The 13,955-nt window shown below is 65.3% G+C and carries 9 protein-coding genes; 6 read left to right on the forward strand and 3 right to left on the reverse strand.

Going from position 1 to position 13,955, the window contains the following annotated elements:
• Positions 1-216: 216 nt before the first annotated feature.
• From FIU28_RS10505 to FIU28_RS10520, 4 genes are all read left to right on the forward strand, one after another.
• The gene (locus FIU28_RS10505) at positions 217-1,458 is read left to right on the forward strand and encodes an efflux RND transporter periplasmic adaptor subunit (protein WP_143572892.1); all 1,242 of its coding nucleotides are present in this window, start codon (positions 217-219) and stop codon (positions 1,456-1,458) included.
• Between the two features lie 36 nt (positions 1,459-1,494).
• Positions 1,495-4,617 carry an efflux RND transporter permease subunit gene (locus FIU28_RS10510; RefSeq protein WP_143572893.1) on the forward strand — a complete coding sequence of 1,041 codons (3,123 nt, stop codon included), beginning with the start codon at positions 1,495-1,497 and terminating at the stop codon, positions 4,615-4,617.
• Between the two features lie 316 nt (positions 4,618-4,933).
• On the forward strand, positions 4,934-6,133 hold the full coding sequence (locus FIU28_RS10515; protein ID WP_143572895.1) for a urate hydroxylase PuuD: 1,200 nt from the start codon (positions 4,934-4,936) through the stop codon (positions 6,131-6,133).
• Between the two features lie 293 nt (positions 6,134-6,426).
• On the forward strand, positions 6,427-8,982 hold the full coding sequence (locus FIU28_RS10520) for a GAF domain-containing protein (protein ID WP_143572897.1): 2,556 nt from the start codon (positions 6,427-6,429) through the stop codon (positions 8,980-8,982).
• 40 nt (positions 8,983-9,022) lie between these two features.
• Here FIU28_RS10520 and FIU28_RS10525 read toward each other — a convergent pair whose 3' ends face one another.
• The 3 genes from FIU28_RS10525 to FIU28_RS10535 form a co-directional block, all read right to left on the reverse strand.
• Entirely contained in the window at positions 9,023-10,441 is a 1,419-nt protein-coding gene (locus tag FIU28_RS10525; RefSeq protein ID WP_143572899.1) for a TolC family outer membrane protein, read from the reverse strand.
• A 382-nt stretch (positions 10,442-10,823) separates the two neighbouring features.
• Positions 10,824-11,603, reverse strand: coding sequence for an enoyl-CoA hydratase (locus FIU28_RS10530; protein ID WP_143572901.1), 780 nt, complete (start codon positions 11,601-11,603; stop codon positions 10,824-10,826).
• Positions 11,604-11,749: 146 nt separating this feature from the next.
• Entirely contained in the window at positions 11,750-12,436 is a 687-nt protein-coding gene (locus FIU28_RS10535; RefSeq protein WP_143572902.1) for a hypothetical protein, read from the reverse strand.
• Positions 12,437-12,680: 244 nt separating this feature from the next.
• On the opposite strand from FIU28_RS10535, the gene FIU28_RS10540 reads away from it, so the two are divergent.
• Both FIU28_RS10540 and FIU28_RS10545 read left to right on the forward strand, forming a co-directional pair.
• The gene (locus tag FIU28_RS10540; RefSeq protein ID WP_143572904.1) at positions 12,681-13,226 is read left to right on the forward strand and encodes a sigma-70 family RNA polymerase sigma factor; all 546 of its coding nucleotides are present in this window, start codon (positions 12,681-12,683) and stop codon (positions 13,224-13,226) included.
• Between the two features lie 2 nt (positions 13,227-13,228).
• On the forward strand, positions 13,229-13,864 hold the full coding sequence (locus FIU28_RS10545; RefSeq protein WP_143572906.1) for an NrsF family protein: 636 nt from the start codon (positions 13,229-13,231) through the stop codon (positions 13,862-13,864).
• Positions 13,865-13,955: the final 91 nt, after the last annotated feature.

Below are 13,955 nucleotides of genomic sequence, written 5' to 3' on the forward strand. Positions count from 1 at the left end.
GCGATGTTAATCGGACGCGACGGTCGTCAAGCTCGATGTTGCAGAGCAGCAAGAGCGAGCCATGTCCAATGCGTTCACCTCACTGTCCGGTTTTTACAAAAAATCGTACGTACGCATGCGTTTTTGATTGTGTGACGGTCAGAATGCGCACTATTAGCGCGTAGACGAGACAAAGTGACGCGGGCTGGTCCTTCTCCGATATTGGGTGCTCGAAAAATGAATTTTAAGCAACGATTTCCGTCCCTTGGCAAAAAGCGCCTCGCCGTTGGCGGGGCTGCTGCTCTGGTCGTTTTGATAGGTATCGTAGCGCTGACGCGGAGCGGCGAGGCGCCGCGCAGCAATTCCGAAGTTTCGAGCCAGTCGCGCAAGAATCCGACGCGCTATGTGACCACCCCGGCCGAATGGGCCAGCCTGACCGTCGAGCCGGTCAGCGCGCGGGCGTTCCGCGCCGAGCACGTCACCGAAGGCAAGATCGCGGTCGACGAGGACAAGTCGACGCCGGTATTTTCGCCCTATGCCGGGCGGGTGACAAAGCTGCTCGCCAGGCCGGGCGACAGCGTCCGTGCCGGCCAGCCGCTGTTCACCATCGAGGCCGCCGACAATGTCGGCGCGCAGAACGATTTCATTACCGCGATCACCAGCCTCAACAAGGCCAAGTCGCAGCTCGATTTGGCGACGATCCAGGACAAGCGCGCCAAGGACCTGTCCGAGGGCCGTGCCATCCCGCTGAAGGACTATCAGCAGACCCAGGCGACGCTGCTGCAGGCGCAGAACGACCAGCGCTCGGCCGAAACCGCGCTGGAAGCCGCACGCAACCGGCTGCGCTTTCTCGGCTTTACCAATGAGGCGATCGCCGCGTTTCAGGACCAGGGCAAGATCAACCCGGAGACCACGATCTATGCGCCGATCGCGGGCGTCGTGGTGGCGCGCAAGATCGGCCCTGGCCAGTTCGTCAGCGCCGGCGCCACCGATCCGGCCTACGTGATCGGCGACCTCTCCACCGTGTGGCTCACCGCTTTCGTGCGCGAGACCGAAGCCTCCGAGGTCGAACTCGGCCAGGAGCTGACCTTCAACGTGCTGGCGCTGCCCGGCCGTGTGTTGACCGGCAAGATCAACTACGTCGCCACCGCGCTCGATCCTGCGACGCGCCGGCTGATGGTGCGCGCCACCCTGGACAATGCCGCCGGATTGTTGAAGCCGGAGATGTTCGCCACCGTGACGATCTACGCGCCGGGCGACCAGCCGACCGTCGGCGTGCCGCGCCAGGCGCTGATCTACGAGGGCGACCAGGTCCGCGTCTGGGTCGCGCATGATGACGACAAGACGATCGAGCTGCGCGTCATCAAGACCGGGCTGGTCAACGGCAATCTGGTCGAGGTCTCCGGCAATTTGCGGCCGGGCGAGCGCATCGTCACCAGGGGCTCGCTGTTCATCGACCGCGCGGCGTCATCGTCCTAACTCCCAGCTTCGGCTTTTCTGAAAGGTCCGATCTGGATGGATCGTCTCGTTGCCCTTGCCGTCAACCGCCGTTTCCTGATGGTGGGGCTGTTGCTCGCCGTGATGATCGGCGGGGTGTTCGCGTTCAATCAGCTCAACATCGAGGCCTATCCGGATCCGACGCCGCCGATGGTCGACATCGTCACGCAGTCGCCCGGCCTGTCGTCGGAGGAGATCGAGCGCTACATCACGATCCCGATCGAGACCCAGGTCGCAGGCATCAAGAACCTGAAGGTGATCCGGACGATCTCGCTCTATGGCCTGTCCGACGTCAAGCTGCAGTTCTCGTTCGACTACACCTATGACGAAGCCTTGCAGCAGGTGCTGAACCGGCTGTCGCAGCTCGCGCCGCTGCCGGGCGGGGCGCAGCCCGGCATCTCGCCTTTATCCGCGGTCGGCGAAATCTTCCGCTATCGCCTGGTTGGTCCGCCGAACTATTCGGTGCTCGATCTCAAGACGCTGCAGGACTGGGTGCTGCAGCGCCGCTTCCGCTCCGTGCCGGGCGTCATCGACGTCACCGGCTGGGGCGGCAAGACCAAGACCTATGAGATCCAGGTCGAGTTCAGCAAGCTCGTCGCCTACGGCCTGACGCTGCCGCAGCTTCTGACCGCCGTCGGCAACGCAAACATCAATGTCGGCGGCAACACCGTGAACATCGGCGCGCAATCCGCCGTGGTGCGGGGCGTCGGCCTGATCCGCTCGGTCGAGGATCTCGGCAACACCATGATCTCGCAGAGCGGCGGCAATCCGGTGCTGGTCAAGGACGTCGCGACCGTCTCGGTCGGCGAGAAGCCGCGGCTCGGCATTGCCGGGCTCGGCCAGGACGACGACATCGTTCAGGGCATCGTCTTGATGCGCCGCGGCGAGAAGTCGTCGCCGACCATCGCCCGCGTCGAGAAGGCGGTGCACGCCATCAACAATTCCAGCATCCTGCCGCCCGGCGTGCGGATCGAACGGATCTACGACCGCAAGGACCTGATCGACGTCACCACCCACACCGTGCTGCACAACATGGTGGTCGGCATCCTCTTGATCGTGTTCCTGCAGTGGCTGTTTCTCGGCAATCTCCGCAGCGCGCTGATCGTCGGCGCCACGATTCCGTTCGCGCTGTTCTTCGCCGTCATCATCCTGGTGCTGCGCGGCGAATCCGCCAATCTGCTGTCGGTCGGCGCGATCGATTTCGGCCTGATCGTCGATGGCACCGTCATCATGGTGGAGGCGATCTATCGCCGGCTGTCGCACACCACCGAATTGTCGGAGGCCGAAGCCAGCGGGATCTCGCCTGAAACCGTGATGGGCATCAAGAAGCACGGCATCCTGTCGGCCTCCGCCGACGTGTCGCGCTCGATCTTCTTTGCCGCCGCGATCATCATCGCCGCCTTCCTGCCGTTGTTCACGCTGTCCGGCGTCGAGGGCAACATCTTCGGGCCGATGGCGCGGACCTATGCCTATGCGCTGGCCGGCGGGTTGATCGCGACCTTCACCATCACGCCGGCGCTGTCGGCGATCATCCTGCCGGCGCATGTCGAGGAGACCGAGACCTGGATCATGCGGATGCTGCACAAGGCCTATATGCCGATCCTGACCTGGGCGGTCGCCAGCCGGAAGATCGTGATGGCCGGCGGCATCGCGCTGGTGGTGCTGACCGTCATTCTGGCGCGGCTGCTGGGCCTCGAGTTCCTGCCCAAGCTGGAAGAGGGCAATTTGTGGATCCGCGCCACGCTGCCGCCGACCATCTCGCTGCAGGCCGGCAATTCCTATGTCAACGAGATGCGCAAGCTGATTGCCAAGCAGCCCGAGGTGGAGTCGGTGGTGTCGCAGCATGGCCGCCCAGATGACGGCACCGATGCAGCCGGCCTGTTCAACGCCGAATTCTTCGCACCCTTGAAGCCGTCGACCGAATGGCCGGCGCCGCAGGACAAGGACGCGCTGACCGCGCGGCTCCTGAAAGAACTTCAGACGAAATTTCCCGGCGTCGAATTCAACTTCTCGCAATATCTGCAGGACAACGTCTCGGAAGCCGTCTCCGGCGTGAAGGGCGAGAATTCGATCAAGCTGTTCGGCAATGATCTGCAGCAACTGACCGAGACCGCCAACAAGATGAAGGCGGTGCTGGCGACGGTGAAGGGCGTCACCGATCTGGCGGTATTCACCTCGCTGGGCCAGCCGACCATCCAGATCGACATCGACCGCGCCAAGGCCGCGCGCTACGGCCTGTCGCCGGGCGACGTCAACGCGACGATCAAGGTCGCCATCGGCGGCGACAGCGCCGGCGATCTCTACGAGCCGGGCTCTGATCGCCACTTCCCGATCATCGTGCGATTGGCGCCGGAATATCGCAAGAGCGCGGAGGCGATCCATAATCTGCGGATCGGCGCGCCCGGGCCGAACGGCACCATCACGCAGATCCCGCTCAGCGAAGTCGCCAATATCAATCTGGTATCGGGTGCGGCCTATATCTATCGCGAGGGCCAGGAGCGCTATCTGCCGATCAAGTTCTCGGTGCGTGAGCGCGACCTCGGCAGCGCCATCAAGGAAGCGCAGGACAAGATCGCCGAGTTGGTGCCGCTGCCGCCGGGCTCCCGCGCCGAATGGGTCGGCGAGTTCGGCAATCTGCAGGACGCCATCGCACGTCTGTCGATCGTGGTGCCGATCAGCCTCTTACTGATCGGCGTGCTGTTGTGGTTCAACTTCGGATCGATGGCCGACACGCTCTTGGCGATGAGCGTGATCCCGATGGCGATCTTCGGCGGCGTGGTGGGTCTGCTGATTTTCGACATTCCGTTCAGCGTCTCGGCGGCGATCGGCTTCATTGCGCTGTTCGGCATCGCGGTGATGGACGGCATTCTGATCCTGTCGCAGTACAACCAGCTGATCGACGAGGGCTATGAACGCATCAAGGCGGTGATTCGCACCGGCGAGTTGCAACTGCGCCCGGTGCTGATGACCTGCATCGTCGCGGGCATCGGCCTGTTGCCGGCGGCGCTGTCGGAAGGCATCGGCTCGCAGGTGCAGAAGCCGCTGGCGGTAGTGGTCGTCGTCGGCATGATGCTGGCGCCGTTCGTGATCCTGATCACGCTGCCGGTGCTGATCTCGGTGTTTTCAAGGAAGGTAAGGTAGGGGCACATTGCCTTCCTTCCCTCTCCCCCGCGCGAAGCGAAGCTTCGCTAGGTGGGAGAGGGTGGATCGATCGCTCTAGCGAAGCTTTGCTTCGCACGGGCGGTCGAGACGGGTGAGGGGTGCTACAAGCTCTGTCGCCTAGTCGCCCCCTCATCCGACGCGGACTTCGTCCGCGCCACCTTCTCCCACAAGGGGAGAAGGAAGAAGTGCGCAACTGGCGCTCCAGTCCCCCACACTTCGCGCTTTGACGTGCGTCAACGTGCGTGCGGCCATCGCATGACAGGGTCGATGTTTTCGTCCCTGGAATGGAATCCCGATGCTCTGGCAATCCGTTGCGACCGAGTGGCTCAGCCTGATTTTTCGCTGGCTGCATGTGGTGGCGGCGATGGGCTGGATCGGATCGTCGTTCTACTTCATCGCGCTCGATCTCAGCCTGAAGCCGGGGCAGGGCCTGCCGGACGGCGTCAAGGGCGAGGCGTGGCAGGTGCACGGCGGCGGCTTCTACCGCATCGTCAAATATCTGGTGGCGCCGGCGGCGATGCCCGACGAACTCACCTGGTTCAAATGGGAGGCCTATACGACCTGGCTGTCCGGCTTCGTGCTGGTGGTGATCGTGTACTACCTCGAGGCCGACCTATTCCTGGTCGATAAATCGGTGATGGATCTGACGCCGCTGCAGGCGGCGCTGTTCAGCTTCGGCAGCCTGGTGCTGGCCTGGCTGTTGTATGAGATGGCGTGCCGCTCGGGTCTTGCGCGCCACGAGCTGCCGTTCGCGATCGGTGGCTACCTGTTCCTGGTCGGGTTGACCTACGCCTTCACCCATGTGCTGAGCGGCCGCGGCGCCTTCAACCAGATCGGCGCCATCATCGGCACCATCATGGTCGCCAACGTGTTCGCCACCATCATTCCGAACCAGAAGAAGATCGTCGCCGCGCTGATCATGGGGGACACGCCGGACCCGCGCTGGGGGGCGTGGGGCAAGGAGCGGTCGCTGCACAACAATTACCTGACGCTGCCGGTGATCGTGCTGATGATCAGCAACCATTACCCGCTGTTGTTCGGCACCCGCTACAATTGGGCGATCGTCGCCATCGTGCTGGCGCTCGGCCCGGTGATCCGGCATTTCTTCAACGCCCGCCACGCCGGCAAGAAGTCGCCCTGGTGGGTGTGGGGCGTGGCCGCGCTGGGCATGATCGGAATTCTGCTGCTCTCGGCGGCGGGTCCGCGCGACGCGCATCTCGGCGCGCTGCCCGCGAAGGTCGATTTCGCCGCGGTCGAGGAGATCGTCACGAGCCGCTGCAGCATGTGCCACGCCGCCGAGCCGGTGTGGTCGGGCATCGTCACGGCACCCAAAGCGATCCTGCTGGACGATGCCAACCATATCCGCCGCTATGCCGCGCTGATCGGCCGCAACGCCGTGTGGTCGAGCGCCATGCCGCCCGGCAACATCACCGAAATGACCACCGAGGAGCGCGCCACCATCGCCACCTGGCTGGCCGCTGGAGCCCCGAACTGAGCGGGCGCGTGCCCGCCTATCGTGCGGCAAATGGTATCGCGGCGTGCAAAGCCGGGGTTCCCGGACGCCGGGACGTTTATTGCACGGTGACAAGCGGGATTTTCACGCCCGCAGGGGATCAAAACCGAACGCTCGGTCGTTGAAACCGTATCCCGGCGTGCACGTCTCGTGCCCGTCGGTTCACCCGTGTTCCGAAAGCGTTCGAATCCGCTATTGTCTCTCCCATATTCGAAACGGTTTCCCGGCGCATCGCCTGCCGACAGCGCCGCTGTTGCGCCTTTCAGAGATTATTGATGCTGACTACCGTTGATAACGTCGATCTGACCAATTGCGATCGCGAGCCGATCCATATCCCCGGCAGTATTCAGTCGCACGGCTGTCTGCTGGCCTGTGACGGGTCGGTTGCGATGGTGCGCCGTCATTCGGTCAATACCGCTGCGGTGCTCGGCCTCGCCGGCCGCGAGATCAACGGTGCCACGCTCGACGATCTGATCGGCGAGCAAGCCACGCACGATATCCGCAACGCGGTGGCGCGCTGGGGCAATCTGCCGCGTCCGGGCCTGATGACCAACGTCCGGCTGGCGCATTCGCCCGGCCTGTTCAACATCGCGGTGCATCGCCACCAGGGCATCAACATCGTCGAATTCGAGCCCGCCAACGCGGCCGAGACGACCTCGCCGCTGGAACTTTCGCGGCTGCTGATGGGGCGGATCGCCCAGGTCGCCGACATCAATCAGCTGTTCGACACCGGCGCGCGGCTGCTGCGCGCCGCACTCGGCTACGACCGCGTGATGATCTATCGCTTCGCCCCGGACGGCGCCGGCCAGGTCATCAGCGAGGCCAAACGCGGCGATCTCGAGAGTTTTCACGGCCAGCACTTTCCTGCCAGCGACATTCCGCAGCAGGCCCGCGTGCTCTATTTGCAGAACACCATCCGCATCGTGTCGGATTCCAATGGCGAGCGGATTGCGATCGAGCCTGAGATCGACGCCTCCGGCGAGCCGCTCGACCTGTCGTTCGCGCATCTGCGCAGCGTCTCGGCGGTGCATTGCGAGTATCTGCGCAACATGGGCGTGGGCGCGTCGATGTCGATCTCGATCGTCAATGGCGGCAGGCTGTGGGGGCTGATCGCCTGCCACCATTACGAGCCGCGCGTGCTGCCGATGGAAAAGCGCGTTGCCGCCGAAATGTTCGGCGAGTTCTTCTCGATGCAGCTCGAGGCCCTGATCCAGAAGCAGCGCATCGCGGCCGCCGCGCGCGCGCGCGAATGCCTCGATCGGCTGATGCTGAACGTTGCGCCGCATGGCGAGGTCGAAGAGCTGCTGCGCGATAGCGTGCAGGATTTCACCGCGCTGATGCCGTGCGACGGCGTCGGGCTCTACATCAACCGCACCTGGACCACCTATGGCACGGTGCCGCCCGCGGCGGCGGTGCCGGTATTGATGGCGTTCGTGAGTTCGGTGGCCGAGGGCGACGTCTGGGCCACCAATGCGCTGAGCGAACGGCTGCCGAGCGCGGACGCCTACCGCGCCGACGTGTCCGGCGTGCTGGCGGTGCCGCTGTCGCAACTGCCGCGCGACTATTTGGTGTTCTTCCGTAAAGAGGTCTTGCAGACCGTGAACTGGGGCGGCGATCCCACCAAGCGTTACGAGAGCGGCCCGCTGGGCGACCGTCTGACGCCGCGCAAGAGTTTTGCGATCTGGAAGCAGGAGGTGGATCGGCAATCACTCCCCTGGCTCGCCAATGAGCGCGAAGCGGCGGAAGCCGCGCGCATCGCGCTGGTGGAAGTGGTGATGCGCCATAGCGAGTTGTTGGCCGAAGAGCGCCACAAGACCGATTTGCGCCAGAAGATGCTCAATGAGGAGCTCAACCACCGTGTCAAGAATATCCTGGCGCTGATCAAGTCGCTGGTCTCGCACCCGGTCGAACTCGGCCACAGTATCGAAGACTATGTGAAGTCCTTGAAGGGCCGCATCCAGGCGCTGTCGCTGGCGCATGACCAGGTGATCCGCGGCGGTGGCGGTGGCGGGCTTCGTGCGTTGATCGATGCCGAGCTTTCGCCGTACCGGGATTCAGTGGCCGACATTTCGCTCGACGGTCCTGACGTACTGCTCGATTCGCGCGCGTTTTCCGTGCTGGCGCTGGTGCTGCATGAGCTTGCCACCAACGCCGCCAAATATGGCGCGCTGTCGGTCAAGGACGGCCGGCTGTCGTTGCGCTGGGAGCGTACCGACGAGGGCGATTGCGAGATCCGCTGGCTGGAGCGCGATGGCCCGCGCGTCGGCGCGATCGCCAAGCCCGGCTTCGGCTCGATGCTGATCGGCCGCAGCGTTCCCTACGATCTCGGCGGCGTGAGTGAGGTCGATTATGCGGAGGAGGGCGCGCGGGTCAAACTGCTGATCCCCGGCCGCTTCGTCACCTGGACGGCGCCGCTGGCCAAACCCGACCTTCCAGCCCGGGTCGTCAACGCGACGCCGCAGGCGTCGATGCGCGGGCTGAGCATCCTGATGGTCGAGGACCAGTTGCTGATAGCGATGGATGTGCAGACCATGCTGGCGCAGGAGGGCGCGGGAACGGTGGAAACCGCCTCCTCGGTGAAGGAGGCAATGCATAGTCTGACGATCTTCCAGCCGGATATTGCGATCCTCGACGTCAACCTCGGCAATGGTAGCTCGCTTCCGGTCGCGCAGGCCTTGGTTGCGCGTGGCATCCCGTTCGTATTCGCGACCGGCTACGGCGAGACCAGCCTGATCCCAAGCGAACTCGGTCATGTTCCGATCGTGCGCAAGCCATACGACGTCACGACGCTGATCGCGGCGCTGACATTGGCGATGGGGAAGAACGGCTAGGCGTTTCTTCCCTCGCACCGCAGCGGGACGATGTGAACTGCTACTTCCCGCCCGGTGTGCGCAGACCGTGCCAGGCGTCGCGGACCTGGTGGTAGTGCACCTCGGGCAGGTAGTCCGGGGTGTTGAGGCCGAGCGACTTGACGTCTAGGCGGCCGATCGCGCTGAGCAGCGAATAGGAGGCGATCACGCGGTCGCGTTGCGAGCCGATCAGGCGGGCCTTTGCCGACACCAGATCCTGCTGCGAATTCAGCGCATCGACCGTGGTGCGCTGGCCGCTCTGCGTTTCGCGCAGCACGCCCGTCAGCGCCACGCCGGCGGCGCGGACTTCGGCTTCGGCGGCGGTGACCGCCGCCTTGGCGCCTTCGTTCGAGACCCAGGCGGCGGTGGCCGCGGTGCGCGCCTGGTTGCGGACCTGCTCGAGCACCAGACGACTCACCGACGACAGTTCCTTGGCCTGCCTTGTCTGCGCCGCGGCGAGGCCGCCATCATAGATCGGCGCGTTCAACTGGCCGATGATCGAGGCCTGGTCGGTGCCGAACGTACCCAGCGTCGGGTCGGAATCGCGCGAGCGGCTGGCGCTGCCCTGCAAGGTGATGGTCGGCAGCAGGCTGCTTTCGGCGACCTTGATCGTGGTGGTGGCGACGTCGACGTCGAAGCCGGCGGCGAGCACGGCGGGGTGGCCCTTGAATGCCAGCGCGACGGCATCCTCCCGGCTGCGCGGCAGCAGGCGGTCCATCGGCTCGGCCGGGCTGAGCCGCGATGGCGCGGCGCCGATCACCGCGGCATAGGTCGCCTGGCTGATCGCCAGATTGACTTCGGCGGCGTTGAGGTCGGCCTGGCCGCGCGCGAGGCGGGCCTCGGCCTGCGACGCGTCGGTCGGGGTGACGTCGCCGGCATTGAGTCGCTTCTGCGCGATGCCCAGCGTTTCCTTCAGCGAGGTGACGTTGGCGCGTTGCGCCTCGACCAGCGACTGGTTGGCGAGCACATTGGTATAGGCAATCACGGCATCGAGCAGCACGCCCTGGCCGACATTGCGCAGCGCTTCGCGGCCGGACTGCACCTGCGCCTCGGCAACGCGGACGCTGTTGGCGGTCTTGTTGCCGTTATAGAGCGTCTGGGTGACGGTGACGCCGATCGTCCACGGTTTCAGCGTGGCGCCCGCGATGGTGTTGTCGACCAGCAGGTTGCGCACCGCCTGCAGGCCGTAGCCGAGCGTCGCATTGACCTGCGGCCGGTAACCGGCCAGCGCCTGCGGCACGTTCTCGTCGGTGGCGCGCTGCCTGGCGCGTTCCGCGTTCAACTGCGGATTGGACTGATAGGCCCGTGCCAGCGCTTCCGCGACGGTCTCGGCGCGCGCTGCGCCGACCGCCACAACGCTGCAGCCGATTACGCCCAGCGCGAGGCCCGTGCGGAGCACGCGCGAAGCAGCGAGGCCCGATCTCCCGTGATTCCGAATCATTTTATCCCAAAGCAGTCTTCGAACGTCCGCCCCCGCCGACGTCCACCGTATCTTTAGAGGGCGCAGCCTTCACAGGCAAACCATCCGGTGAGCAACCCTCGTGCTTTGGCGTGTTCCCCACAGGGCATTTGCAGCCCACTTCGCTTGATTGATCAGGACCCTAAGGGCAAATACCGGTTATCGGAATGCGACAACTAGCCTGCCCATATACGCAGCCGTGTGTTGCATGGCGGTGACATTTCTGAACGGCGCGGCGGTAGTTTTGTAGGATCGTATGCCGTCGCACATGCGACGGCCTCGCAGGATGCGCCGCGTCCTTCGAAGCTCGCCGCAGACGGCGAGCCCCTCAGGATGACGGCGGCTGAGTTGTTGCTAATCGGAGCTAGCGGTTCGTGTTGACCGGTTTGCGCTTCTCGATGAAGGCGGCCATGCCCTCGCGGCGGTCGTCCAGCGCAAAGGTGGCGTGGAACAGGTCGCGTTCGACCTTGAGGCCTTCATGGAGCGGTGTCTCGAAGGCGCGGTTGACGGCGTCCTTGGCCATCGACGCCACCGGGCGCGACATGCCTGCGATCTTCTCGGCCATCGCGATCACTTCTTCCATCAATTTGTCCGCGGGCACGACGCGGCTGACGAGGCCTGCGCGTTCGGCCTCCGCGGCGTCCATCATGCGGCCGGTGAGGCAGAGATCCATCGCCTTCGACTTGCCGATCGCGCGCGTCAGGCGCTGCGTGCCGCCGATGCCCGGAATGGTGCCGAGCGTGATTTCCGGCTGGCCGAATTTCGCGGTGTCGGCGGCCACGATGATATCGCACATCATCGCCAGTTCGCAGCCGCCGCCGAGCGCGTAGCCGGAGACGGCAGCGATGGTCGGCTTGCGGCAGGTGGCCACGCGGTCGCCGCCGATCGCGGTGAAGTCGCTCTGGTACATGTCGATGAAGGTCTTCGGCTGCATCTCCTTGATGTCGGCGCCGGCGGCGAATGCCTTCTCGCTGCCGGTGACGATGATGCAGCCGATGGCGTCATCGGATTCGAGATCGTCGATCGCGATTTTGATTTCGCCGAACACGCCGAACGACAGGGCGTTGAGCATTTTCGGACGGTTGAGACGGAGGATGCCGACGGCGCCGTGGCGTTCGACGAGGATGTGTTCGAAGCTGCTCATGTTTCTTCCCGCATGTTGTTGCCGGCCTGGTGGGCGCGGCGCAATGTGGGCGAAGACGGCAGTCGGTTCAAGCGCGGAACGAGCCTCGATCGGATCCCGCCGCAGCGGCGCGAAAACGCCGCAACGCAACCGGACCTGACCGCTTATCAGGCAAAGAACATGCGGGCGGCGGACGCCATCGTCAGCAGGCCGCCGAAGGCAATGAAGATCTTGCCGATCAGCGAGGTCTTGTCCCAGGTCGAATTGTCGATCGAGTTCACCTCGGCGGCGGCCGGCGCGTCGAGCGTGGCGCTGGCCAGCGTCAGCGCGGGGCGGGGCTCGATGGCTGCGCGGTCGATCTCGTTGAGTTCGTCGGGCGACACCACCTGCGCGCCCGTCGCAGCGACCGTGGTGGCGTCCCGATGCGACTCGGCGCCCACCGATTTGATCAGCGCATCGGCCTGCAGCGGACTGGGCTGCGCCGGCGTGGCGGCGGCAAAGGGATCGGCCACCGGCTCGGTCGGCCATTGCGCATTGGCGTTGGCAATGGCGGGCGACAACGCCGCCTTGCCCGCCTTGCTGGTGTCTTCGGAAATGACGACCGCGGGCGCCGCATCGTCGGAGGCCGCAGCCTTCGCGGCCTTGACCTTTTCGGTGCGGGGAGACGCGCCTGCCTTCTTCTTCGCCGCCGGCTTGGTGAATTTTTTCAGCGCGATCGGCTTGCCCACCGGGGCCTCGGCGGCGGCGGCCGGTTCGGCTTCCTGCGCAAAGCCTGGCGCGGCAAAGCCCGCAAGACTGATCCAAAGCCCGGTGGCCAGGCTCAACGCTGCGCGTCGGTTGATGTGGATGTTCATGGCCATCTCCGGATCTGCCCGCTTTCGATGGGCGCCAAGGGAAGCTGCGCGCGTGTTCACAGCAGGGCAGAAAAGGGGAATTTTCTTGCAATGGCGGCAAAACCGCTGGTGTCCCCGGCGTTATGCCCAGGCCTTCAAACAGTGCTAAGAGACGGCCCGGCCTGCCGGACCATTTTCCCGCCGTATTCTGGGCAGGTGCCGTAACAAATCGAAAACCTGGCCGTAGGGCTTTGCAGGAGCGTGCGTGCGCGGACGTGACGACGAATGGACCGATTGGATGCGGTCGGCCAATGCAGGCGATGAGGCGGCCTACCGGCGGCTGCTGGTGTCGGTCGCGCCGGTGCTGCGCGCCGGCGCGCGGCGCGGCCTGGCGCGGGCCGGACAGCCGCCGGACCAGGCCGAGGATATTGTGCAGGACATCTTGCTGGCAGTGCATCTGAAGCGACACACCTGGAAGGTCGACGCGCCGTTCGCGCCGTGGCTGTTTGCGATCGCACGCAACAAGCTGATCGATGCGCTGCGCCGTCGCGGCCGCCGGGTGTTCGTCAACATCGACGATTTCGCCGAGGTGTTGCCTGGCGCGGAGCCGGCCGAGACATTGCCGGCCGGCGAACTCGCCACGCATCTGGCGGGACTGCCGGCGCGGCAGCGCGAGGTGCTGCAGTCGATCGCGGTGGAAAGCGTCTCGATCAGGGACACCGCGCGAAAAATGGCGATGAGCGAAGGCGCGGTGCGGGTGGCACTGCATCGCGGGCTGGCGAAGCTGGCGTCCCAGTTGCGGAAGGAATGATCATGGATACCGAACGCCTGATCCGGACCCTGGCCGCCGACGCCGCGCCGCGCCGCCCGGTGGGCTTGTGGTTGACGGCCGCGCTGCTGCTCGCGCTGCCGGTCGCTGCGCTCATTATGCTGTCGTCCATCGGCCTGCGCCCGGATATTCGCAGCGCCATGCGGACGCCGCTGTTCGATCTGAAATTCGTGGTGACGCTGGCGCTGGCGATCCCGGCGCTGGCGATCAGCCTGCATCTGTCGCGGCCGGAGGCGACGCTGCGCGGTCGCGGCTGGTGGCTGCTGGCGCCGCTGGTGATCCTGGCGCTCGGTGCTGCCGCCGAAATGGCGATGCCGGACCGGCTGCCGATGGGGGCTCGCTGGATGGGCCACAATGCGATGCTGTGCCTGAGCGTGATCCCGTTGCTGGCACTGCCGATCCTGGCGGCAGCGCTGCTGGCGTTGCGCCAGGGCGCGCCGTCACGCCCGGCGCTGGCGGGGGCGGTGGCGGGACTGCTGTCGGCGGGGCTGGCGGCGACGCTGTACGCCGCGCATTGCATCGACGACTCGCCGCTGTTCGTCGCGACCTGGTACACATTGGCGACCGCACTGGTCGCCGCGATCGGCGCGCTCGCCGGCGCGAGATGGCTGAAGTACTAGCGTCGATCTGTAGCCCGGATGAAGTCGGCGTGCCCATTGGCACGGCGACGCAATCCCGGAATGGCGATCGTGGGGCGTGGCCGGTCCCGGA

Source organism: Tardiphaga sp. vice154 (assembly GCF_007018645.1).
Taxonomy (GTDB): Bacteria; Pseudomonadota; Alphaproteobacteria; order Rhizobiales; family Xanthobacteraceae; genus Tardiphaga.

Coding starts and splice junctions, on each gene's coding strand:
- FIU28_RS10505 (WP_143572892.1), top strand. CDS start 217: ATGAATTTTAAGCAACGATTTCCGTCCCTTGGCAAAAAGCGCCTCGCC.
- FIU28_RS10510 (WP_143572893.1), top strand. CDS start 1,495: ATGGATCGTCTCGTTGCCCTTGCCGTCAACCGCCGTTTCCTGATGGTG.
- FIU28_RS10515 (WP_143572895.1), top strand. CDS start 4,934: ATGCTCTGGCAATCCGTTGCGACCGAGTGGCTCAGCCTGATTTTTCGC.
- FIU28_RS10520 (WP_143572897.1), top strand. CDS start 6,427: ATGCTGACTACCGTTGATAACGTCGATCTGACCAATTGCGATCGCGAG.
- FIU28_RS10525 (WP_143572899.1), bottom strand. CDS start 10,441: ATGATTCGGAATCACGGGAGATCGGGCCTCGCTGCTTCGCGCGTGCTC.
- FIU28_RS10530 (WP_143572901.1), bottom strand. CDS start 11,603: ATGAGCAGCTTCGAACACATCCTCGTCGAACGCCACGGCGCCGTCGGC.
- FIU28_RS10535 (WP_143572902.1), bottom strand. CDS start 12,436: ATGAACATCCACATCAACCGACGCGCAGCGTTGAGCCTGGCCACCGGG.
- FIU28_RS10545 (WP_143572906.1), top strand. CDS start 13,229: ATGGATACCGAACGCCTGATCCGGACCCTGGCCGCCGACGCCGCGCCG.